Consider the following 22,442-nt stretch of genomic DNA (forward strand, 5'->3'; position numbering starts at 1 on the left):
CCGAAACTTTAAACTTTAATTGAGCAGGAATAGAATGGGTGATAGCAGGAAAGTTGCTCTTATTACGGGCATAACTGGACAGGATGGTGCCTATCTTGCCCGTCTTCTTCTCAAAAAAGACTACATCGTTCATGGGATTAAGCGACGTTCCTCTTCCTTCAACACCGGTCGTATCGAAGACCTCTACCAAGACCCGCACGAATCCGATCCGCGCTTAATCTTGCATTACGGTGATCTCACTGATTCGACTAACCTCATCCGCGTGGTTCAGGAATCTCAGCCAGACGAAATTTACAACTTGGCTGCTCAGAGCCATGTCCAGGTGTCGTTCGAAACACCTGAGTACACAGCAAACGCGGACGGTATCGGTACATTGCGACTTCTTGAGGCGATTCGCCTCCTCGGTCTGACGGACAAGACCCGCTTCTATCAAGCCTCGACGTCAGAGCTATACGGCCTCGTGCAGTCCGTACCGCAGAACGAAACGACGCCCTTTTATCCGCGCAGCCCTTACGCCGCCGCCAAGCTCTACGCCTACTGGATGGTCGTCAATTATCGTGAGGGCTATGGTATGCACGCTTCCAACGGCATTCTTTTTAATCACGAAAGCCCCCTCCGTGGCGAAACTTTTGTGACGCGCAAGATCACCCGCGCTGCCGCTGCTATTTACCTGGGCAAGCAGGACAAGCTTTATCTCGGCAATCTCGATGCTCAACGCGATTGGGGCCATGCGCGTGAGTACGTGCGAGGTATGTGGATGATGATGCAGCAGGATCAACCGGATGATTACGTGCTGGCTACGGGCAAAACGACTCCTGTCCGCCAATTCGTCGAGTGGGCTTTCGAAGATGTCGGCGTCGAGATCGAATGGCGGGGCAAGGGTGTCGACGAAAAGGGCTATGATCTAGCGAGCGGCAGATGCCTAGTCCAAGTGGACCCACGCTACTTCCGCCCCACGGAAGTCGATCTTCTCCTGGGTGACGCTACCAAGGCGAAGGAGAAGCTCGGCTGGGTGCATGAGATATCCGTGCGCGACCTTGCTGCGGAAATGGTCCGCGAAGACCTGAAGGTCATGCAGACATCTGTAGTCATGAAGGAAGCGTAATGTATGATCTGAACGGAAAAACCGTGTGGGTCGCTGGCCACAAAGGTATGGTGGGCAGCGCTGTTGTACGCCGCCTCGCGTCCGAAGACTGCAAAGTTGTGGCCGCCCCTCGGGGAGAGCTAGATCTTAAGCGACAGACCGAAGTTGAAAACTTCGTGGCAGTGATGAAACCGGACGCTATCGTCATGGCGGCGGCAAAGGTAGGCGGCATTCTCGCGAACGCCACCTATCCGGTCGACTTTCTTTACGACAATCTGATGATCGAGGCCAATATCTTCGCGGCAGCCCACGAAAACAATGTCGACCGCGTCCTCTTCCTCGGCTCGTCTTGCATCTATCCGAAGATGGCACCACAGCCCATTCCTGAAAGCGCGCTTTTGACCGGGCCACTAGAGCGCACCAACGAATGCTACGCCGTCGCCAAGATCACCGGCATCAAAATGGCTCAAGCCTATCGCCAGCAATATGGCCGCGATTACATCTCCGCTATGCCGACGAATCTCTACGGGCCAGGCGACAATTATGACTTGCAGTCAGGCCACGTCGTCCCAGCGCTGATCCGGAAAGCGCATGAAGCTAAGCTCATAAGTGATAAGCAAATCACCATCTGGGGCACGGGCACACCACGTCGGGAATTCATGCACGTCGACGACTGCGCCGACGCATTAGTCTTCCTTCTGAAGAACTACTCTGACCATGAGCACGTCAATCTCGGCTGCGGACAGGACATCACGATCCTAGAGCTGACAAGAGTGATCTGCCGTGTAGTCGGATTTACTGGGGAGATTGCGCATGATCACTCTAGACCTGACGGTACACCGCGAAAGCTGATGAGCGTCGACAAGCTGCGCACTTTGGGATGGGCAGCAAAGATCACTCTCATGGAAGGCATCGAGAGTGCCTATCATGCATTTCTGAACGGGAGCTACACCGAACGGCGATAAATAAAAGGATTTGCTGCGCCTCAGGCCTGTACGCGCTTTCGGGACCCAGAGCTAATGTGGACTGAGACAATCACTCGATGGCGAGCGCTCATGTGAGCCAGCCGCGAGGAGCCCTGCCGGATCTCAAGCCCATCCGCTCCAACCTCGTCGCCATGAAGGTCACGGTGCGCTGCCCACGACGACGCCGACCGCGCCAATCCTCACAAGGGTAACCGTACAGAACCGAACGCGTCTACGCTAACGGAATGTACTTCTTGTTCTCGTCCGAGGAATCTGTCGATGGGCATTCCGGACGAGCTAAGGTTTGAGCATGTCACCTTTAAAAACCAGTTAGCAACGTCGGATTTGGTATGAAATTCGGAACAAGTGGATTACGGGGCCTGGCGACAGAATTGGCAGGGGCCGCCTCTGCCCTATATGCAACGGCATTCGCGACATTCCTGCTGGAATCCGGCCTGGCCAGAATTGGCGACGAGATACTCATAGGGCGCGACTTTCGCGCCTCGAGTCCGGCCATCGCCGCCGTCTGTGCGGCGGCACTGTCGGCGCTCGGCTTCATCGTAGTCGATTGCGGCGCAGTCCCCACCCCTGCCCTGGCACTGTATGCTCAGGCGCGTAAGAGTGGTTGTTTGATGATCACAGGCTCGCACATTCCGGCCGACCGTAATGGAATAAAATTCTATCGACCCGACGGTGAGATCGACAAAGGTGATGAGCGGGAGATAACGCGCATCGCCTTGCAGTTGGAGAAGCGCGGATACGTCCTTGAAGGTGCTGTTGCACGTCGGCAGCACCGGGAGGCCGAATGCAAGGCTTTTTTCATGGCGCGCAATCGAAAGCTTATGGAGAATAATGCTCTAAAGGGCTTAACGGTGGGCGTATATCAGCACAGCACAGTCGCGCGCGATCTCTTGGTTGACATTCTCTCATGTCACTGTGCGACGGTCGTAACCCTGGGACGTTCGGAAGGTTTCATTCCTGTCGACACTGAAGCGGTCTCTGACGAGACTGCTCAACAGTTCAAGCTCTGGGCCAAAGAGCATCGGCTTGATGCGGTCGTCTCGGCAGATGGCGATGGTGACCGCCCACTGGTAGCTGACGACCACGGAGACCCCCTTCGCGGTGATTTGTTAGGCCTGATTTCGGCGAACTTCCTGCAAGCGAAGGCAGTCGTCACGCCGGTCACATCAAACTCTGGTATCGAGACCGCAGGTTCTTTTAAAGTCGTGCGTACCAAGGTTGGATCGCCATTTGTTATTGCTGCCATGCTCGATTTGGTTGCGTCGGGTCACGAGCGCGTGGTTGGTTTCGAAGCAAACGGTGGTTTATTGACAGGCACGGACTTTGACCCGAACGGAACTAAACTGCCAGCGCTACCTACACGCGACAGTTTTCTCCCCATCCTCGCGGCACTTTCCCTTGTTAATACAAGTGGGCAGCCACTGTCGGAGATTGGCAGTTCCTTTCAATTGCCGGCGGCGGCGGCGGATCGCTTGGAAAATTTTTCCGTCGAAAGCAGCACTCGCCTCATGACATACCTTCGTACAGCGGAAACTAACATCGCCGCCTTCGTCGGGTCGATTGGAGTGGTAAGCAAGGTTAGCGATGTTGACGGACTTCGTATCACTCTCGCGGATAAGCGTGTCTTGCATTTGCGTCCATCCGGAAATGCCCCGGAAATGCGGTGCTACGTCGAAGCCGAAAATCGGGAGGATGCGGAGCTTTTGCTCCGGACTGGATTGGATCGAATTCGTAATTGGACGCAAGGCTAAATAAAAGCCGCCTCCCTGCGTATTCCAGGTGACCCTGGGGGTCGCACGAGCTACTCTAGCGCGATCAGAACGTCCACAGTGTCCCTGGCAGCTGTCCGCTTTGAAGCGAACCGGAACGCCCGTGGAAACAGCCGATCCGTACCAGCCACGGAGCATCCGGTCGCTCATGGTCAAGGCAGCGCCTTGCGGTAGCGAACAGCCGGTCCCGCACTGACCGCCTGCGCCGCATGTACGATGGCGTTGGTGTCCAGGCCGTGGTGACGGTATAGGTCCGCAATAGTCCCCGTCTGGCCGAACTGCTCGACCCCGAGCGCCTTCACGCGATGCCCGTTAACCCCACCGAGCCACGCGAGCGTCGCCGGGTGGCCGTCGATCACGGTGACAATGCCGCAGTCACGCGATAGCGGCGCGAGCAGCCGCTCGATATGACTCAGGGCGCCAATCGCGCCACGCTGCCGGGCACGTTCCGCCGCCTGCCAGCCCGCATTAAGCCGGTCCGCGGAGGTGATCGCGAGCAGCCCGACATCGCGCCGGTCCTCCGCCAGAAGACCCGTCGCGGCAATCGCCTCCGACGCGACGACGCCTTGATAAGCAATGACGACACTCGCGTTGGGCCCAGGCGGACGCAGCCAATAGGCGCCATTGACGATGTCCCGCGCGAGCGCCGGGTTCATGTCGCGCAGCGGCTGCTCGAGCGGCCGGGTTGACAGGCGAAGATAGACCGATCCTCCGGTCTGATCACGCAGCCACGTCATCTCATCCGGATCCCCCTCGCCATTACGTTGCATGTAATCGAAGGCAAAGCGCATGATCACGGACAGTTCGTCGACGAAGGCCGGTTCGAAGGCGCAAAGCCCATCCTGCGCCATGCCGATCAATGGGGTGCCGATCGACTGGTGTGCTCCGCCCTCGGGCGCTAGCGTCACGCCCGAGGGCGTTGCGACCAGCATGAAGCGCGCATCCTGATAGCAGGCGTAGTTTAGCTGGTCGGCCGATCGGTAGATGAAGGGATCATAGACTGTCCCGATCGGCAGTAGGCGCACGCCATTGATCGAGTGCGAGAGACCGAGTGCCCCGAGCATGATCATCAGGTTCGACTCGGCGATCCCGAGCTCGAGGTGCTGCCCCTTCGGCCCAAATTCCCAGGTAAAGGTCGACGGAATGCGTTCGGCCTTGAAGGTGTCCGCCATGCTCTCCCGGGCGAAAAGGCCGCGCCGGTTGACCCAGCCACCGAGATTGGTCGAGACCGTCACATCGGGCGAGGTGGTGACAATGCGGTCGGCAAGCAGACTGCGCTCGCGTGCGATGTCGTTCAGGATCTGGCCGAACCCCATCTGGGTCGAGAGCGGCTTGCCGGGCTGCCCCGGTGACGGAAGGGTTTCAGGCACCGGCACCGACGGCGCAGACAGCCTCCTACGCCCCTCACTGAAGAACGGCGCCTTTGCGAAGAAGGCGTCAAGTTCCGCTTCCGGCAAGGTGGCGGCCGCCCATTTGTCCCACTCCTCACCCCGCTTTACGCCCATTTGCAGGCGGTAGTCTTCCATCTGCGTGGGCGTCATCTGCCCCGCGTGGTTGTCCTTGTGTCCGGCAAGCGGCAGACCGTAGCCCTTGATGGTGTAACAGATGAAGCAGACGGGACGGTCATGCCTGGACGCCGCCTCGAAGGCTTCGAGGAGGCTCGGCATGTCATGCCCGCCAAGGTTCGTCATCAACGCCTGCAACTCGTCGTCGGAGCGGCGTTCGATCAGAGTGGTGACCGGCCCTTGGTCTCCGATCTCGTCGAGCAGCCGCTTGCGCCAGGCAGCACCCCCTTGGAAGGTCAGCGCCGAATAGAGCTGGTTCGGACAGCGCTCTATCCACTCGAGCAGCTTCTCGCCCCCCGGCTCGGCAAAGGCAGCCTCTTGCAGAGCGCCGTGGCGCAGGACCATCACGTCCCAGCCGAAGTTGCGAAAAATCTGCTCGAAACGCTGCCAGAGGCCCTCCCGGATCACGGCGTCGAGCGACTGGCGATTGTAGTCGACCACCCACCAGCAGTTCCTGAGCCCGTGCTTCCAGCCTTCGATCAGGGCCTCGTAGATGTTGCCCTCGTCCATCTCGGCGTCGCCGATCAGGCTGACCATTCGGCCCTCGGCACGCTCCTTCATCCAGCCGTGACCCGAGACGTAGTCCTGCACCAGCGACGAGAACAGCGTCTGAGCAACGCCGAGACCCACCGACCCGGTCGAGAAGTCGACATCGTCGACATCCTTCGTCCGCGAAGGGTAGCTCTGCGCGCCCTTGTAGCCGCGGAAGTTCATGAGCTTTTCGGGGGTCTGGTTGCCCGCCAGATACTGAAGTGCATGGAAGATCGGCGCCGCATGGGGTTTGACCGCCACCCGATCCTGCGGGCGCAGGACCGAACCGTAGAGCGCGGTCATGATGGTACTCAGCGACGCGGACGAGGCCTGATGCCCCCCGACCTTGATCTCATCGCCCTCGCGGACGTGGTTGGCGTGGTGGATCGTCCAGGCTGCGAGCCAGGAGACGCAGCGCTCGATCTCGTTCAGATATTCCAGTTTCCTCGTCATTCAGTTTCCCGCAAATCAGCTGCCGGTCTCACAGGACCCCCGCCCAAATGGTCAAAGATCGAGTTTCAACACACCTGTCGCGCGCGACACACAGGGGATGAAGCGGTGGCCGCGTGCCTCCTTGGACAGGACGGCATCCCGATGGATCGGCTGTCCCGCCAGCATTGCGCATTCGCAGGTCCCGCACACCCCGTTCTCACACGAGGCCATCAACGGCACACCGGCCGCACGCAAGGCGGCCAGTGCCGTGGTCTCAGCCGAAACCTCAACCACCCTGCCCTCAGCCAGTTCTATGACGAACGGTTCCGGTGGCGCGCCATCAAACTCGGGAGGCTGGAAAGTTTCGAAATGAACAGTACCCTCGGGCCAGTGTTGAGCCGCGCGCCCCACAACCGCCATGAAGCCAGGCGGTCCGCAGTAGTATGTCTGCGCGTCGTCCGAACGGTTCGCCAGCAGCGCGGCGATGTTCTGCCGGGTCTGAGGCTCGTCGTCGAAATGGATCCGCACATTGCCGCCAGGAAGATCGCTCCCGATCGCCGCCAAGAGTGGCGTGAGCGCCCGGCTGCGGGTGAAATAGTGCAACTCGAAGGGCTTGGCCTGCCGGGTGAGCGCGCGCGCCATGGCCAGAATCGGGGTGATCCCGATTCCCCCTGCCAGCAGCAAAGTCGGCCCCTCGCCTGGCTTGAGCGCAAAATGGTTGCGTGGCGCGGAGACAGGCAGTGTGGAGCCGACGGCAATGGTTTCGTGGATCCACGCCGAGCCGCCACGGCCGTCATTCTCGCGCTTCACCGCGATGGTGTAGCGGCCAAGCTCGGTCGGGTCGCCGCAAAGTGAATACTGACGCACCTTCCCTTCAGGCAGATGGACGTCGACGTGAGAACCCGCTTCGAACGCCGGCAGCACAGGTTTGCGTGGGTGTTTCAGGTCGATGACCAGCACGTCGCCCGGCTCCTTGCGGGCGGCGGTCACGGTCAGCTTCATGATGATGCGCGGCGAGGCCATGGCGTTTCACTCGTCGATGGGCAAGATCAGATCACCGGGGCGGATCACGCCCCCGACCTCGATTGTGCAGTTCAGGCCGGAGCGGTTCAGAAGCCCCTCGTAGAGACCCGGAAGCCCGAGCAACTCCTCGATATACTTGCACGGCACATTCATCCGGGCGGCCCTGAGAATCGTTTCCCCGACCCGGAAGCGTTTGCCGACAAGATGGCTAAGCGGAACGCCTCGTGTCGTCAGATTGCGCCGGTGATCTTCGGGTGCGAGCTTGGCCTTGAAGCCCGGAATTCTGGGTTCGCCCTGGGCGATGGCGTCCAAGACTTCAGCTTCGATCAGCGTCACTTCGCGAACGTCAGGACGCGCGGAATAGGTCCCCGTCCCCAGGTAGTAGCGGTCTCCGACAACGCCTTGGCCGGCAATAAGCTGCGCCTGCGCCAGCTCCTCCATTTCATAGGAGGCGGCAGGCGCGATATGGACGTGAAGCAGCTTTCCTCGCCAGGTCATCATCGCTCTCGGAAATTCGTCCGTGGAAACCTGCTGCAAAACTGGCCTGATCAACAGCGCCAGTTGCATGGCATTTTCCCGGTCCAGTTGGCTGTTTGGAAAGAAATACGGGGGGCCCTCGGACCGTTTTCAGCGCCAGCTTTCGGCGTCGCCCCGGCTCAGTTGTTCCGCGCCGGCATCGCGTCTTGCACCTGCTTGACAACCTCTCGCAGGACCTCAACGCCCTTCCCGATCTGCCGAATGCTCAAGGCGGCATAGCCCATGACAAGTCCGACGCGATCGGTGCGGCCTTCGTCCGATGGCCGTTCGTAGAGCGGCGAGATCAGGTGTAGCCCCAGGCCAGCGTCGCGGGCGGATTCGACCAAGGCCGTTTCCCGCGATCGTGGCAGGTCATTGAACCAAACCGCGACGTGCAGTCCCGCATCTGCTCCCTGGACAGTGATGCGATCCCCGAAGCTGTGCTGCAAGGCACCCAACAACGTTTCCCGACGCTCGCCGTTCAGCCTGCGCACACGGCGCACATGGCTTTCGTAGCCGCCGCTCTCGATCAACGATGCCAGCGCTTCCTGTTCAGCGACCGGCGAATGCCGGTCTGCGAATTGTTTGGCGGTTGCGAAGACCTCCTGCAATTCGGGCGGGACGACGAGGTAGCCGATGCGCAGCATCGGCGAGAGCGTTTTGGAGATCGTGCCGAGGTAGATGACAGCCCCGTGGTCCTCGAGACTGTGCAGCGGAGGGACCGGATTGATGTCGTAGCGATATTCGCTGTCGTAGTCGTCCTCGATCACATAGGCGTTGTTGTGCCGCGCCCATTTCAGAAGCTGATGGCGGCGCGCGATCGGCATGACGCCGCCCAGCGGAAACTGATGCGATGGCGTCACATAAGCCAGTCGTGCTCCGATCCCCGCTAGCAACTCGGTCCTCATCCCGTCTTCGTCGACGATGACCGGGATGGGTGAGGCACCCGTACTGGCAAAGACCTGACGCGCCATCCTGTAGCACGGATCCTCGATGACGAAACGGTCGGCGGGATCGAGAAGCAGGCGCGCGCACAGATCAAGGCCCTGCTGCGAACCGTTCACAACTATGATCTGGTCGAGGTCGCAGCTCAGGGTCCGGGCGCGCCAGAGATAGCCCTGAAGCGCCTGGCGAAGCCGGCGCGAGCCGCGAGGATCGTCATAGGCAAGACGCAGCGGGCGCTGCCCCATCGCCTCGTTCATCGCGCGTTTCCAGACCAATGAAGGGAAATCCGACGGTGCCAGGTCGCCATAGCGGAACTCGACCTTCAGCCCAGTCGGCAGATAATCTGGCCAGGGTGACGTCGCGCGCAGCCGCTCGCCATATGCGGACAGGTGGATTGGGCCGACCCGTTGCGCGTGAGTGCGCCCCGTCCCATGGCCCATCAACGAAGACGCAACGCGAGGTCGTGCGCCTTGACGGACTTCGATGAAACCCTCCGCAGCCAGTTGCTCATAGGCGACCGTCACCGTGGTTCGCGAAACGCCGAGGTCATTTGCCAGGGCCCGGGAGGATGGCAACTGACTGCCGGTTTCGTAGACGCCGCCGAGGATTTGCTCGCGAAGGGCTTCGTATATCTGGCGTGCACCCATCGCATGCGAGCGCGCTGCAGACCCGGCACTTGAAGACTGGACCATCTCTTTCATCGCCAACTGGATATTTCACATTGGCCAGGTTGCCGTCAATCTTTCGGAACCCCAAGAAAGATCGCAGAGGCCGAATGACCAGCTCCCTTCAATCCGAAACCGATACTCCCACGGGGTCGCTCAACCGCACCAGCCCCGGATTTGCCACCCGGGCGATCCATCATGGCTACGATCCGGCCGGCTTTTCCAATGCCGTCCAGCCGCCAGTGTTCCTGACGTCAACCTATGGGTTCGAAAGCGTGGCAGCAAACGATGCCGCCGCCGCCCTAGGTGGAAGGCTCTATGCGCGCGAATACAATCCCACGACCGAGATCCTCGAGCAGCGGCTCGCGAATCTGGAAGGAGCCGAGGCAGGGCTGGTTGTTGCCTCGGGGATGGCGGCCTTCGGCACTCTGATCCTGTCGCTCCTGTCCCAGGGCGATGAACTCATCGTCCACAAGACGCTTTATGCGAACACGCTTGCCATGGTCGAACAGGCGGTCCCCCGCTTCGGCATCAAGGTCGTCGCGGTCGATCTGTCAAATCCTCACAATCTCGATGCTGCGATCACCGAGCGGACGCGGCTGGTTTTCTTCGAGACGCCGGTGAATCCGCTGAGCCGCATCCTCGACATAGCGGCAATTGCCGAGCGCGCTCACGCGCGCGGTGTAAGGGTTGCAGTCGACAGCACCTTCGCCTCGCCCGCGCTCCAGCGACCGCTTGAGCACGGGGCGGACATCGTGCTCCATTCGATGACCAAGTACATCAATGGTCATGGCGATGCCCTTGGCGGGGCGCTTCTCGGCGACGCCCAGACGCTCCGTACGCTGCATGAAACGGGCCTGCGCTACATCACCGGCGCAGCGCTCTCGCCCATGTCAGCTTTCCTGATCCTGCGCGGTCTCAAGACGCTGACGCTGCGTATGGAACGGCACAGCGCCACAGCCCTTGCGGTGGCTCGGGCGCTGGAAGCGCACCCGGCGGTGGCATTTGTGAGTTATCCGTTCCTCGACTCGCACCCTGATCAGGTGACGGCGCGAAAACAGATGTCCAACGGATCGGGCATGTTGGCCTTTGGCCTCCACGCTGGATACGAAGGAGCGCGCCGGATGATGGACCGGCTCAACCTGATCATTCGCGCCGTCAGCCTCGGCGATGCCGACAGCCTCATCTATCATCCAGCAAGCCTCACCCGTGCTCGGCAGCCGATCCGCAAGGATGCCCATTTGGCCGATGGAGTCGGCGAGGATCTCATGCGTCTCTCGGTGGGGCTTGAAGACGCTGATGACCTGATCGCCGATCTGCGGCGGGCTTTGGACGTCTTGTAATGACCTGGCGTGCGGCCACCTCTGCGCTCACACATAGATCTGGAGCCTTGCCATGGCATTCCTGAGCGGTCTTTCCGCGTTCCCCATCACCCCGACCAATCGTGACGGCCGCGTCGATAGCGTTGCCCTGCGCAGGCTGATTGCTCGGCTTGGCATTGCTCAGGTCGATTCCATCGGTCTTCTCGGCAGCACCGGCACATACATCTATCTGTCGCGCGAGCAACGGCGGCGGGCGCTCTCCGAGACCTTGGACCAAACGGCGGGGCAAATGCCGGTCGTGGTGGGTGTGGGCGCGCTGCGCACCGATGAAGCCGTGGGGCTCGCGCAAGACGCCAAGGCCCTTGGAGCAGCTGCGGGTTTGCTTGCCGCCGCCTCCTACACCCCGCTTACTGATGACGAGGTGCTCGATCATTTCTCCACTTTGGCGCGCGAAAGTGGCCTGCCGATCGTCGTCTACGACAATCCAGGAACGACGCATTTCCATTTCAGTCCACCCCTTGTCAGCCGCCTGGCAAAGGTGGCTGGGATTGTCGCCATCAAGAATCCGACAGACAAAAGCGATGCGATCAAGAACCACCTGACCGCCCAGAGGCGCACACTGCCGGAAGGGTTCTCGATTGGTTACAGCGGCGACTGGAACGCCGCCGAGGCCATGATCGCCGGCGCCGACACATGGTACAGCGTCCTCGCGGGGATCCTGCCCGAGGTCTGCATGACGATCGTCACAGCGGCGCAACAGGGCGATGCGGCCGAAGCGCGACGGATCAATGCCGCGCTGGTCCCGATCTGGAGCCTCTTCAAGGAGTTCTCGAGCCTTCGCGTCGTCTATGCACTCGCTGAATTGCTCGACGTTTGCAGTGCCGAACCCCCGCGTCCCATCCTGCCTCTGCCCCCAGCAGCGAAGCGCCAGATCGCCGCCGCGTTGAAAGGTTTGCCATCGGATGCCAGCCGGTGAACAGCAAACCCCGTTCGGCAAGTGAAAGGTATTTACCCGCTCATTTCGAGAACTGATCGAAAACAACGCACTCGGCGTGCTGATAGCCATGGCTGGAGCGGTCTCGACGCCAATCACACCCCCTTCGAACTCGACAATCGACTGCGGAGGTACAGACTGCGCAGGGCACTCCGCCCATGCCGCACCGTTCGCCTTCAAACTAGGAATCGGTGGTTTATCCATTGGAATGGCATCGAGCCGGCGCTTTACTTCCGGCCCGGTGCGCGCATTGAAGCCGGTGCCAATGCCGCCGGCGAACACCAGATTTCCGTCCTCGACATTCGCCAGAGCACGCTTCCCGACCGCCGTAACTGTTGCCGGGTTCGCAGCCGATGACGATGAACTCACCACTCAGCACGCATTTTGTCTCACCCATTCTTAGCGCCGGCCGGATCGATATGGACTGACACGAAGCTTGGAGACGGTGCCCTCGAGGCCGAACTGGCAGACTTGCGCGAGAATGTCGCTGCCGCCGCTGATCTCGTCGCTCAGAACGATGCCGTTTGGCGGCGTCTCAGCAGGTTAACTAGCGCTTTGCGCCGATCGACGAGTGGCCGATCGCGAAGACCCTCGCCGTCGATCTTGAGCAGGTCGAAGCCGGCAAGCATGGTCCTGACGTCTCCCGCCGCGGCCAAGAGCCCGCTGAAGACTGGGAATGCGCGACAAGCCTTCTGGTCAACGACGAACGCCTCACCGCCTATTATCGCGTCCGAGGCGCCGAGCTCGGCCACCGCCCGGGACGATAGCCGGAAACCTGAGGGTCCAGTCGTGGAGGTTGCGGGTCGAGGTAGGCCCCCATCGATAATAGTCCCATTTCATTTCGTGTAGCCAATCAGGGCCCTGCCGGACGCGGCCGACCAGCGGTCGATGTTCGCGACGACCCGAATGTCCAGTCTCGTGTAACCCAGCCTAAAGCGGCCTGTCCGCCCAAAAAATGACATTCAGTTGCCTCCAGCCTTTCGACACGACCCACTTCACGATCTCGTAACTCGCCAACCTAGCGGCTTGTTGCTTGAGCTGCGCGTTCCTACGGTGTGGTCGATAGGCCTCAGCAACAAGAGCTCGGTTGCCAGGCGGGCGGAGGCTCAACGAGATAGCCAGCTCAGGACAAGGAGAGCAAGCAATGGTCGCTTTTACCCTCAATGGCGAGGCGCGAACACTCGACGTCGATCCAGAGATGCCGCTGCTCTGGGCGGTCCGTGACGTCATCGGACTCACGGGAACGAAATTCGGTTGCGGGCTTGCCCAGTGCGGCGCTTGCACGGTTCACGTTAACGGCATGCCGACGCGCTCGTGCCAGACCGCAGTCGGCGACATCGAAGGAGCCTCGATCACCACCATTGAGGGTGTGTCGGGCAAGATAGGCGAAACGGTCCAGGCCGTGTGGGCCGAGTTCGACGTACCTCAATGCGGCTATTGCCAGTCTGGCCAGATCATGTCGGCCGTGGCCCTCCTTACAGAAACGCCTAAGCCGACGGACGATGATATTGATTCGGCGATGAGCGGCAACCTCTGCCGCTGCGCCACCTATCATCGCATCCGCGCGGCCATCCACGAGACCGCCAACCGGCTGGAGACTTGAGGCATGTCGCAGTTTCTCTCGAAGCATACTGCCGTGCGGCCCACGCGCCGCTGGTTCCTCGTCGGCGCGGGCGTTACCACCGGCGGCCTCGCAGTGGGCTACCGGCCAGTGCTGGCCGCGCCCGACATCGCACAAACGACCCCTGCAAAGGTTCCGGCGAACCCCTTCCAGACCTATGTCGAGATCACAAAGGAGAACCGAATCATCATCCACTCCTCGCAGTTCGAGATGGGACAAGGCTCCTATTTCGGCATCGCCACCCTGGTTATGGAAGAGCTCGACGGCGACTGGGCGCAGGTGGACGTGGTCGGCGGATATGGCAATACCGCGTTCTACGGCAATCTCGCCTGGGGCGGGGCCGCACAGGCAACTGGTGGCTCCACGTCGATGGGCTCGTCGTGGGAACGCTACCGCAAGGCGGGTGCTGCCGCACGGGCCTTGCTGGTGGCGGCCGCGGCGCAGCGGTGGGACGTGCCAGCCGGCGAGATCAAAGTCGCTTCCGGGGTCGTGTCGCACGCCTCAGGGATGCAGGCGCGCTACGGTGACCTGGCTGAAGCCGCAGCGGGAATGCCGGTTCCCGACGACGTGCCGCTAAAGCCGCGCGACAAGTGGGCCCAGATCGGATCGGACAGCCTCAAGCGCTACGATTCCGCCGGCAAGACCAACGGCGCGCAGACCTACACGATCGACCTCATGATGGAGGGACTCCAGACGGCCGTTATGATCCATCCGCCGAAGTTCGGCGCCGAGATCGAGCGCTTCGACGCAACCAAGGCCAAGGCACTCGACGGCATTGTCGATGTCGTCCAGACGCCGCGAGGCCTTGCCGTGGTTGGCAGGGACACCTGGACGGCGCTGAAGGGCCGCGACCTCGTGGAGGTGACCTGGAACGAGGAGAAGGCCGAAGAGCGCGGCACGGCCGAGATCATGGCCGAATACAACAAGGCAGCAGACGATCTGGGCGCGGCCACCGCGCGCGACGACGGTAACACTCCCGCAGCGTTCGCCAGTGCTGAGAAAATCATCGAGGGGCACTACGAATTCCCCTATCTTGTCCATGCTTCGATCGAGCCACTCAACGCGGCCGCCCGAATCAACGAAGACGGCACCATCGATGTCTGGGGCGGACACCAGATGCCCGACCTTTATCAGGCGGCTGCCGCTCAGGTAGGCGGCACCACGCCGGACAAGGTGAGGCTGCACGTGATGAAGACCGGCGGCAGTTTCGGCCGCCGCGCGGTCTTGGATGCAGATGTCATTATCGAAGCTGTTTCCACAGCGCGTGCACTGGGACGCGGCAAGCCAGTGAAGGTGCAGTGGACCCGCGAGAATGACATGCGGGGTGGGCGGTACCGGCCGGCCTATGTGCACGCAGTCAAGGCGGGGCTTGACAAGAAAGGCAATGTCGTCGCTCTCCATGACCACATCGTGGGTCAATCGGTCTTGGGCGGTTCGACCTCTGCGGCGATGATCAAGAACGGCATCGATCCAACCTCCGTAGAGGGCGCCACCAACCTGCCCTATGCGATCCCGAACCTGAAGGTCGAGCTGACCACCACGGACGTGAACATCCCGGTGCTGTGGTGGCGTTCGGTAGGCTCCACCCACACCGCTTACGCGGTGGAAACCCTGATCGATGAGCTCGCCGCCGCTGCGAACCGTGATCCGGTCGACTTCCGCTTGTCAATGCTCGGTCACCATCCACGGCATGCCGCCGTGCTTAAAGTGGCTGCTGAGAAGGCAGGCTGGGACAAGCCTCTGCCGGAAGGCCGTTTCCGCGGCGTGGCCCTGCATGAAAGCCTCTCGACCTATGTCGCCGATGTGGTGGAGATCACCCTCAACGATGAAAATGGTTTCAAGGTCGACCGCGTCGTCTGCGCGGTAGATTGCGGCACCGCGATAAATCCTGACCAGATTCGCGCTCAGATGGAGGGCGGTATCGGATTCGGGCTAGGTGCGATCCTCCAGGAGGAGCTGACCCTGAAGGGCGGTGTCGTAGACCAAGAGAACTACGATACCTATACACCGCTCAGGATCGAGCAGATGCCGCGAGTCGAGGTGCACATTGTGCCGTCCGAGGAGCCGCCCACGGGAGTTGGTGAGCCAGGTGTGCCGCCGATCGGCCCGGCCGTCGCCAACGCGCTACGGGCGGCGACGGGCAAGACTATCCGCAAGCTGCCGATTATAAAGAACATGTCAGGAATGACACCATGAAACAGCCGCGATGAAGATCGCGCCGTTTTCGAACGCCTCCTGACAGGCGCTCATTTCCATGGGTCAAATTCCGGCGGCTGCCCGCTCCAATATCCGGTTTGGAGACGGCACCCCGTGTTCTGAACGACCACAGACGGGCCTTGGCGCCGGTTCCACTGAAGAACCGCTTTCGAGACGCAAATGCGTCCACTCCATGAAGAGCACAACCGTATAGCACCAGGAAGGCTAGCTACCTCCATCGCTTCGGAGACCCAGGAACCCTCAGAAAACCGAACCTCCAGAGCTCAGAGGCGCCCGTGATCACAATCGCGCTGGTGCGTGGATCATTGTTCAAGGGTTTGTCAATAGGCAGGCGAGATGGCCGATCGACATGATCTTCGCCCGATGCCCTACAAACACAATGCCAGCCGCTGTCACGGAGTCGCGAAGACGAAGGCAATGAGGGTCGACGCCGATACTCATCGTTTGGTTGACAGAGCGCTTGGAATGCCATGCGCTTCACATCGGAGTAGCCATCCGGGAAGCCTGAAGCGCTTTGAAAACGCATGTGCTGCGGCTGTTATTCATAGCGTGGATGACTTTGATCAAAACAATCGATTTCATCACCCTTCCGGAATCGTGCATGGACAAAAAAGAGCCTCACGCACCAATCACACGCTGCTCTATCGCGTGACGAAAGCTGCCTTAGGAATAATCCAAAGGAGAAAATCTTCCATGCGCCCTGACGTGCAGTGGAGGTCGTGCCGAGAAAGTGAGTTGCAACTGGCCGACAATGTCGGGCGGTGCGACCATGGTCGCTTCGGAGAATGAAATCGGGCCAGTTCACGGGGGCGGTACTGTTATTCGTCGACGGCCGCCCTTCCCAAGAACAGGCGGCATCGCAAGTTGGTTCTGCCGATGAAAACGACATTGCCGGATACATGTCAGCAGCCGCTCAGGATTGGATGATCCAGCCAAGCTCTCGGCGTGATGGCACTGTAGGCGTCACAGTCGAAGCATCTCATTGATCGTTTATGAGGCTTTCTTCGATGCCGCTGATGCCTGACGGGCGGTCGCAGCTGCAGGCGACAACACGCCTATTTAGTTGGAAACAGTCGAGGTAAGCCAACTTGGCTTCCCGTTACTATTTGGAGAAAGAAATGCTGTGCCTAGGAATCAGCGGCGGACTTGACCAAGTCCATGAAAACCGATTCGAGCGTCCGAACGCCTTTATGCACGATGGCGCCGCGGTGCTCGTCCGAGACGGAAAGGTGATAGCCGCCGTAGAAGAGGAACGCCTCAATCGAATCAAGCACTCGAACAAGCTGCCAAGTGGTTCGATTCAATACTGTCTCTCGACGGCCGGGGTTCAGCTCAGCGACATTGATCGTGTCGCGGTCTACGCCAGCGAGCCCTATGCCAACGCCATGCTTGAAGGTATGTCCGCTTCCCAACCGGACATTCTCTCCACTCCGTTGGATGCTAAAATGTTGGTGCAGAACCTGTTAGCGCGTGAGTTCGGCACTAAGTTGGACAGTTCGCGTATTTCATTCGTAGGTCATCATCAGGCGCACGCCGTGAGCGCCTTTGCAATGTCGGGCTTCGAACAAAGTCTCATTCTAGCGATTGATGGCTGTGGTGATTTCCTGTCGGGCCTTGTGGCGGTAGGGTCTGGCACAGAAATTACGCAAATCGAGGCTTTCCCGGAGGACAATTCTCTTGGGCTGTTTTATCTCGAGACGATCCGCTGTCTCGGCTACGGCATGTTCGACGAGTATAAGGTAATGGGACTCGCGCCCTATGGCGACCCCGCTCCCTATCGCGAGCTCTTCGAGCAGTTGTACGAGCTCTCCGCCAACGGTGGCTACCGTGTTCACCTCGACCGCATCGGTCCGGCGTTGCTCCGCAACATCGAGATCAGGCGAAAGGGAATGCCTTTCACCCAGCAGCATCGAGATGTGAGTGCGTCACTGCAGGAAGCGCTTGAGCGGATCGTGTTCCACATTCTCCGGCACCACCGTGAGGCCACCGGCATGAAGCGGTTGTGTCTGGCGGGAGGGGTAGCCCACAACTGCACGATGAACGGCAAGCTGCTGTATTCAGGGCTTTTCGAAGACATCTTCGTGCAACCCGCGTCTCACGACGCTGGCTGCGCATTGGGAGCTGCGCTGATAGTCTCTAACGAGATGGGCCGCCCCGCGCCGCGTGAGCGACTGCAGGAGGTCTATTGGGGTCCTGATCTCGGGAGCGACCGCGCCGTGGAACAGGAACTGAATGCATGGTCCGGACATCTCGAGGTTGAACGCTCTTATGACGTAGCGAGCAGTGCAGCCCACTGGATCACCAACGGCGCCGTGATCGGCTGGGTGCAGGGTCGTTCGGAGTTTGGGCCACGTGCGCTGGGCAACCGCAGCATTCTTGCCGACCCTCGGCCCGCTGCAAACAAGGACCGGATCAATGCCATGGTCAAGAAGCGCGAAGGCTATAGGCCTTTCGCACCATCTGTGCTGGAAGAGGATGCGAGCGAATTTTTCGACCTCCCGGACGGTAAGCACGAATTTCCATTCATGAATTTCGTCGTTCGCGTGCGTGACTCAAAGCGCGCCTTGTTGGGTGCCATTACGCACGTCGACGGTACGGCTCGGCTGCAAACAGTATCGCGCGATGCCAACCCAGCTTACTGGGAGGTCATCAATGCCTTCAAGAAGCGGACAGGCACTCCAATTCTGCTCAATACGTCCTTTAACAACAATGCTGAACCGATCGTGGATACGGTTGCAGACGCGATTGCCACATTTTTGACGACAGAGCTGGATGGACTTGTGGTCGGGCCCTTCCTGGTAAAAAAACGGGCTGCAACGCTGCAGGATTGGACTGCGCTTGCGATTTCATTGCCTCCCTCAGTCTCCCTCCATCAAACCCGTGCTTACACAGCGCGAGATCATCAGGAGACTGTCTGCGAGATTATTCCGAACCACTCCAGCATTGACAGTGTGCGAATTTCAAACGACTTGTTTAATCTACTGATGCGGATCGATGGCGAAGCCGTGTTGCGAGATCACCTCAATATGATTGAGCCGGATCAGGCCAGGCATGCAGCTCTAATGGAGGGCCTGCGAAGACTGTGGGAGCAGCGCCTGGTTCGGTTGCATCCCTCACAAGCTGGTCGGATGGATCATGGGTCCGATCAAACGCTGGACCAGCCCAATAAGCAATCAGCCTGATAGAGATGCACCTCAAGCTCGGCCAATCAAGGGTGTTTGTCGACCCCGCCTGCGAGCTCCCGCTGTGATTACGGGGTCGTCGCCTACGCGGCGGCGCCCACCAACATCTCCATCAGTCGCTTCGGCGACAAAGCCAATCATCTCCCGTAAGAGCAAGTGCTTTCGGGCAAGGTCTGCAGGTTCAAGGAGTTCGTTGAAGGCGCCGCCAGCTGGAGCTGCGTCGAGCGCATCATCGCGCATGGTCGAGCTCGGCGCCCAAGGGAAATCGCCCAATTCGACACGCGTGCGTTTGCGCCTCATTCAAAACCGCTGCGCGGGTGGTCGAGGTGAAATCGGAAGTCCGTCTGTGCCAGCCGACGACGTCCCGCAGCGCATCCTGCACATCGCCCTCGATCGCATTCCTCAACTCGCGACATACGACGGGGCGCAGGCGCCGGAAACGAACCCGCCCACCGCAACCTGCAAACTCCCGCCTGTCCTCACGACGGAGCAATCCTGTCGCCTGACCAGGCGCGTGGAAAAGCATCACAAGGGTGACCACAGCGTCGCTTCAGGCCGTCAAACGCTATTGCCGTGCGTCAAGGCGGACTAGGTGACCCGTCGGGAAGCCGGCACCAGCGGCTTTGTCGGGACAAGACACATGCTATTGGGATTTGACCGCCGCAGCCGCGAGCATCGCTTCTCCCATCGCAATGGCCCCTTGGGCACGCAGCATTTCGCCAGGGTTCTGAATGTCGCGCAACTCTTTGTTCTGGCTGAGTTTTGATTTTCCAACCAGGCCGGTGATCTCGATCTCCAAGGCGACGATTGCCCTGACCATCGTGTCGATGAAGTCCTTCGGCGCGTCGCCCATCTTCCATGGGACCGGCTGCGAGGCTTCTTGCATGTGAGTGAGCTTCGCCACGTTGCGGCGCACATACCGCTCATCATCCCGGACAGTGATGCGTCCGTGGGCATGGACGACGAGATAGTTCCAGGTCGGCACCTGCTTGTGGAATTCATGCTTGCTCGGATACCAGTTCGGCGAGATGTAAGCGTCGGCCTCACGGAAGATTACGAGAACCTCATCGCCATTGGCGACTTCCTCCCAGACTGGGTTCTTGCGAGCGACATGGCAATTGAGAACGCCCTTGTCTCCCTTCGAGCGGTCAAGCTCGAAAGGGAGGTGGTTCGCGTCCAGCGTGCCTTTGCTTTGGGTGACGAGGATACCCAGCGGGTGTCTCTCGATAAGGTCAAACAGGGCGTTCTGATCAGGGACGGCAAAATGAGGCGGAACGTACAACGGTTTATCTCCTGTCGCGAATGTGCGGTTGTTAGTAATCGGCGGGGCCTTACGGAACGTGCCCCTGAATCTTCGCTGCCGTCGACGAGTGCCCCGGATTTCGGTGTCCACCACGCTCAAGCACCGCCATCGTGAAGTGGGCGGGCACATCAGATGCCGCCGCATATGAGTGAGGTTGGTCAGTGACAAGCCGCGCACTCTCGCCTTCGCTTAAAATTTCCACGTGGATACCTACCACAACGCTCAGGGCACCCTGACTGACCGAGATCAGCTCGCGCGTATCCGGACTATGAGCGTCCGCGGAAAACACATCGCCCGGCATCATGACCCAGCTCCACAGTTCGAACATCGTGCGTCCCGAGGTCGACGAATGCAGTTGCGCAGAGCTTCCCTTGGCGCTCGTCCAAAGCCTCCTGGTCTCTGTCCGCTCGATGGGAAAGCGCACCGTGGAAGGGTGCTCGTTCAACAAATCGGCCACCGAGAGCGAAAACGCCGCCGCCAGCCGACACAGTATGCCGATACTGGGGTTCGCCCTACCCTGCTCCAGCGCGACCACGGTTCCCTTCGATAGGCCACTTAGTTTAGCCAGGCGATCCAGGGTCAGGCTTTGGTCACGCCTCAAGTCTCGGATCCGGGCTGCTATCGCTTGCCCAAGCGCTTGCTCGGCATCAAACGCTTCCGTAACATTGGTCATTATATTGACTTGGGTCCTCGGCTCACGTATTGCGGTCAGTATAATGACCGGCACGAAATTGCAACTGCCCGTTAGGAAGGATAACCGATGCGTTTTGAGACGAAGGCGATCCACTGCGGCCGAGGTGTCGACGCGTCCACGGGGGCCGTATCCATGCCGCTGCACACCAGCACGACGTTCGAACGAGGCGCCAACGGGTCATTTCCGTCCGGCTTCGAATACACAAGGGATGGAAATCCGACACGCAATGCGTTCGAGGCGGCCATGGCGACGCTTGAGGGAGGGGGAGACGGCATCGCCTTCGCTTCGGGCATGGCCGCAATCGCTGCAGTTTTCGAGAGCCATCCGTCGGCGGGTCGGATCGTTCTGCCGGATGACATGTATTTCGGCATTCGTTCGCTGATCGAAGAGACCGACATTGGGTCTCGCTTCGACTTTGCCCCCGTCGACATGCGCGATTTGGACGCTTTGCGCGCCGCGGTGACATCGAAGCGGACTGGCCTCGTCTGGGTCGAGACGCCGTCAAACCCGATGATCCGCGTTGTCGACATTGCGGCCATCTGCGCAATCGCGCACGAGGCAGACGCCTTGGCGGTGGTGGACAATACGTGGGCCACCCCAGTGCTTCAACTGCCACTCGAAATCGGGGCAGACGCGGTGATGCACTCGGCGACAAAGTACATTGGCGGCCACTCGGATTTGATGGCCGGTGTCGTCATTGTCCCAAACGCGTCACCCCTCGGTCGCCCATTGCGGATGGTCCAGAAACACAAGGGCAGCGTCGCAGCGCCCTTCGACTGTTGGCTGGCGTTGCGGGGCCTGCAGACATTGCCGGTCCGCATGCGCGCCCATTGCGAAGGCGCCCAGAAAGTGGCCGAGGCCCTGGCGTCTCATCCGCGCGTCGAAAAAGTGCTCTTTCCTGGTTTGCAAACTGATCCGGGACACGATCTTGCTACGCGGCAAATGAGCCATTACGGAGCGATGCTATCCTTTATCGTCGAGGGCGGAGCCGATGCTGCAATGGCCGTGGCCGGCCGCCTGAAGATTGTTGTCCGGGCGACAAGCCTTGGCGGGACGCATTCTCTGATAGAGCATCGCGCATCCGTTGAAGGTGCGAAGTCCAAAGCGCCAGGCGGATTGCTGCGAATTTCTGTAGGGCTTGAACATCCTCAGGACATTATAGATGACCTGATGCAGGCCCTAGGCGAAACCTGCAAAGCGGGAGTCCAATGACGGGTGCAAGAACTCTGGCGCCGCTTTACGTGACGGCTGGCGCAGCCGACGATCGGCAGAACAATGTTCCTGCTGAGTAGAACGCACGTCCTCTGGTGAACCGCTACCGCCGTGTCGCATTGTCTCGGGCGTGGTGGTCGCCTGGGTGATGAACGTCTTCGGGTTTCCGGACGATGGCCACGCGCTCGACCGGATAGCGGAAATACCCAGATTTGCCGTTGACCTACTGCTGCTCGACCTCGTCGGAGATCGCGGTCAACAGATGGGATGGATGTGCTGGCACTACGGCAGTTTGACAAGCCGGCCATCGGGGCGCTAGCACCGTCCAAAGCCAAGAGTCGCAGGGCAGAACTGACCGCACCCAGCGGGCTGCGGGACCCA

General features: G+C 60.2%; 15 protein-coding genes. 9 read left to right on the forward strand and 6 right to left on the reverse strand.

What is annotated here, in order from left to right; translation table 11 throughout:
- Positions 1-34 precede the first annotated feature (34 nt).
- From gmd to NKH54_RS20015, 3 genes are all read left to right on the forward strand, one after another.
- A complete protein-coding gene (gmd, locus tag NKH54_RS20005) occupies positions 35-1,105 on the forward strand; it encodes a GDP-mannose 4,6-dehydratase (protein ID WP_023672397.1) in 1,071 nt (356 codons plus the stop codon).
- Positions 1,105-2,049 (forward strand): GDP-L-fucose synthase, encoded by a 945-nt coding sequence (gene fcl / locus NKH54_RS20010; RefSeq protein WP_353028774.1) that lies wholly within the window; start codon positions 1,105-1,107, stop codon positions 2,047-2,049. Before gmd ends, fcl begins: the two co-directional genes overlap by 1 nt.
- 350 nt (positions 2,050-2,399) lie before the next feature.
- The gene (locus tag NKH54_RS20015) at positions 2,400-3,821 is read left to right on the forward strand and encodes a phosphomannomutase (protein WP_353028775.1); all 1,422 of its coding nucleotides are present in this window, start codon (positions 2,400-2,402) and stop codon (positions 3,819-3,821) included.
- Positions 3,822-3,991: 170 nt separating this feature from the next.
- Here NKH54_RS20015 and NKH54_RS20020 read toward each other — a convergent pair whose 3' ends face one another.
- The 4 genes from NKH54_RS20020 to pdxR form a co-directional block, all read right to left on the reverse strand.
- Positions 3,992-6,388 (reverse strand): transketolase, encoded by a 2,397-nt coding sequence (locus NKH54_RS20020; protein ID WP_023697832.1) that lies wholly within the window; start codon positions 6,386-6,388, stop codon positions 3,992-3,994.
- 51 nt (positions 6,389-6,439) lie between these two features.
- Complete coding sequence (locus tag NKH54_RS20025) at positions 6,440-7,390, reverse strand: PDR/VanB family oxidoreductase (RefSeq protein ID WP_023697831.1); 951 nt, start codon at positions 7,388-7,390, stop codon at positions 6,440-6,442.
- Between the two features lie 6 nt (positions 7,391-7,396).
- Positions 7,397-7,888: an MOSC domain-containing protein gene (locus NKH54_RS20030; protein ID WP_023704114.1), complete on the reverse strand. Its 492-nt coding sequence runs from the start codon at positions 7,886-7,888 to the stop codon at positions 7,397-7,399.
- A gap of 158 nt (positions 7,889-8,046) precedes the next feature.
- Positions 8,047-9,543, reverse strand: coding sequence for a MocR-like pyridoxine biosynthesis transcription factor PdxR (gene pdxR / locus NKH54_RS20035; protein ID WP_502901297.1), 1,497 nt, complete (start codon positions 9,541-9,543; stop codon positions 8,047-8,049).
- An 83-nt stretch (positions 9,544-9,626) separates the two neighbouring features.
- Here pdxR and NKH54_RS20040 point away from each other — a divergent pair, with 83 nt between their 5' ends.
- The 5 genes from NKH54_RS20040 to NKH54_RS20060 all read left to right on the forward strand — a co-directional run bounded on the left by NKH54_RS20040 (position 9,627) and on the right by NKH54_RS20060 (position 18,852).
- The gene (locus NKH54_RS20040) at positions 9,627-10,859 is read left to right on the forward strand and encodes a trans-sulfuration enzyme family protein (RefSeq protein WP_353028776.1); all 1,233 of its coding nucleotides are present in this window, start codon (positions 9,627-9,629) and stop codon (positions 10,857-10,859) included.
- 52 nt (positions 10,860-10,911) lie between these two features.
- On the forward strand, positions 10,912-11,814 hold the full coding sequence (locus NKH54_RS20045) for a dihydrodipicolinate synthase family protein (RefSeq protein WP_353028777.1): 903 nt from the start codon (positions 10,912-10,914) through the stop codon (positions 11,812-11,814).
- A gap of 1,162 nt (positions 11,815-12,976) precedes the next feature.
- The gene (locus NKH54_RS20050) at positions 12,977-13,435 is read left to right on the forward strand and encodes a (2Fe-2S)-binding protein (protein WP_023689394.1); all 459 of its coding nucleotides are present in this window, start codon (positions 12,977-12,979) and stop codon (positions 13,433-13,435) included.
- A 3-nt stretch (positions 13,436-13,438) separates the two neighbouring features.
- A complete protein-coding gene (locus NKH54_RS20055) occupies positions 13,439-15,649 on the forward strand; it encodes a xanthine dehydrogenase family protein molybdopterin-binding subunit (protein WP_023697827.1) in 2,211 nt (736 codons plus the stop codon).
- A gap of 1,139 nt (positions 15,650-16,788) precedes the next feature.
- A complete protein-coding gene (locus tag NKH54_RS20060) occupies positions 16,789-18,852 on the forward strand; it encodes a carbamoyltransferase family protein (protein WP_023697826.1) in 2,064 nt (687 codons plus the stop codon).
- A 643-nt stretch (positions 18,853-19,495) separates the two neighbouring features.
- Here the strand turns inward: NKH54_RS20060 and NKH54_RS20065 are convergent.
- Both NKH54_RS20065 and NKH54_RS20070 read right to left on the reverse strand, forming a co-directional pair.
- Positions 19,496-20,134, reverse strand: coding sequence for an FMN-binding negative transcriptional regulator (locus NKH54_RS20065; RefSeq protein WP_023672382.1), 639 nt, complete (start codon positions 20,132-20,134; stop codon positions 19,496-19,498).
- Between the two features lie 49 nt (positions 20,135-20,183).
- Positions 20,184-20,828: a helix-turn-helix domain-containing protein gene (locus NKH54_RS20070; RefSeq protein ID WP_353028778.1), complete on the reverse strand. Its 645-nt coding sequence runs from the start codon at positions 20,826-20,828 to the stop codon at positions 20,184-20,186.
- A gap of 87 nt (positions 20,829-20,915) precedes the next feature.
- Here NKH54_RS20070 and NKH54_RS20075 point away from each other — a divergent pair, with 87 nt between their 5' ends.
- The gene (locus tag NKH54_RS20075) at positions 20,916-22,061 is read left to right on the forward strand and encodes a trans-sulfuration enzyme family protein (protein ID WP_023685532.1); all 1,146 of its coding nucleotides are present in this window, start codon (positions 20,916-20,918) and stop codon (positions 22,059-22,061) included.
- The last annotated feature ends 381 nt before the right edge of the window (positions 22,062-22,442 follow it).

Source organism: Mesorhizobium sp. M1004, assembly GCF_040318795.1.
Classification (GTDB): Bacteria; Pseudomonadota; Alphaproteobacteria; order Rhizobiales; family Rhizobiaceae; genus Mesorhizobium.

Bases quoted from the DNA above. Each gene is read 5' to 3' on its own strand.
- NKH54_RS20020 (WP_023697832.1), bottom strand. From the start codon at position 6,388: ATGACGAGGAAACTGGAATATCTGAACGAGATCGAGCGCTGCGTCTCC.
- NKH54_RS20040 (WP_353028776.1), top strand. From the start codon at position 9,627: ATGACCAGCTCCCTTCAATCCGAAACCGATACTCCCACGGGGTCGCTC.
- NKH54_RS20055 (WP_023697827.1), top strand. From the start codon at position 13,439: ATGTCGCAGTTTCTCTCGAAGCATACTGCCGTGCGGCCCACGCGCCGC.
- NKH54_RS20015 (WP_353028775.1), top strand. From the start codon at position 2,400: ATGAAATTCGGAACAAGTGGATTACGGGGCCTGGCGACAGAATTGGCA.
- NKH54_RS20050 (WP_023689394.1), top strand. From the start codon at position 12,977: ATGGTCGCTTTTACCCTCAATGGCGAGGCGCGAACACTCGACGTCGAT.
- gmd (WP_023672397.1), top strand. From the start codon at position 35: ATGGGTGATAGCAGGAAAGTTGCTCTTATTACGGGCATAACTGGACAG.
- NKH54_RS20075 (WP_023685532.1), top strand. From the start codon at position 20,916: ATGCGTTTTGAGACGAAGGCGATCCACTGCGGCCGAGGTGTCGACGCG.
- NKH54_RS20070 (WP_353028778.1), bottom strand. From the start codon at position 20,828: ATGACCAATGTTACGGAAGCGTTTGATGCCGAGCAAGCGCTTGGGCAA.
- pdxR (WP_502901297.1), bottom strand. From the start codon at position 9,543: ATGGTCCAGTCTTCAAGTGCCGGGTCTGCAGCGCGCTCGCATGCGATG.
- NKH54_RS20025 (WP_023697831.1), bottom strand. From the start codon at position 7,390: ATGGCCTCGCCGCGCATCATCATGAAGCTGACCGTGACCGCCGCCCGC.
- NKH54_RS20060 (WP_023697826.1), top strand. From the start codon at position 16,789: ATGCTGTGCCTAGGAATCAGCGGCGGACTTGACCAAGTCCATGAAAAC.
- fcl (WP_353028774.1), top strand. From the start codon at position 1,105: ATGTATGATCTGAACGGAAAAACCGTGTGGGTCGCTGGCCACAAAGGT.
- NKH54_RS20030 (WP_023704114.1), bottom strand. From the start codon at position 7,888: ATGACCTGGCGAGGAAAGCTGCTTCACGTCCATATCGCGCCTGCCGCC.
- NKH54_RS20045 (WP_353028777.1), top strand. From the start codon at position 10,912: ATGGCATTCCTGAGCGGTCTTTCCGCGTTCCCCATCACCCCGACCAAT.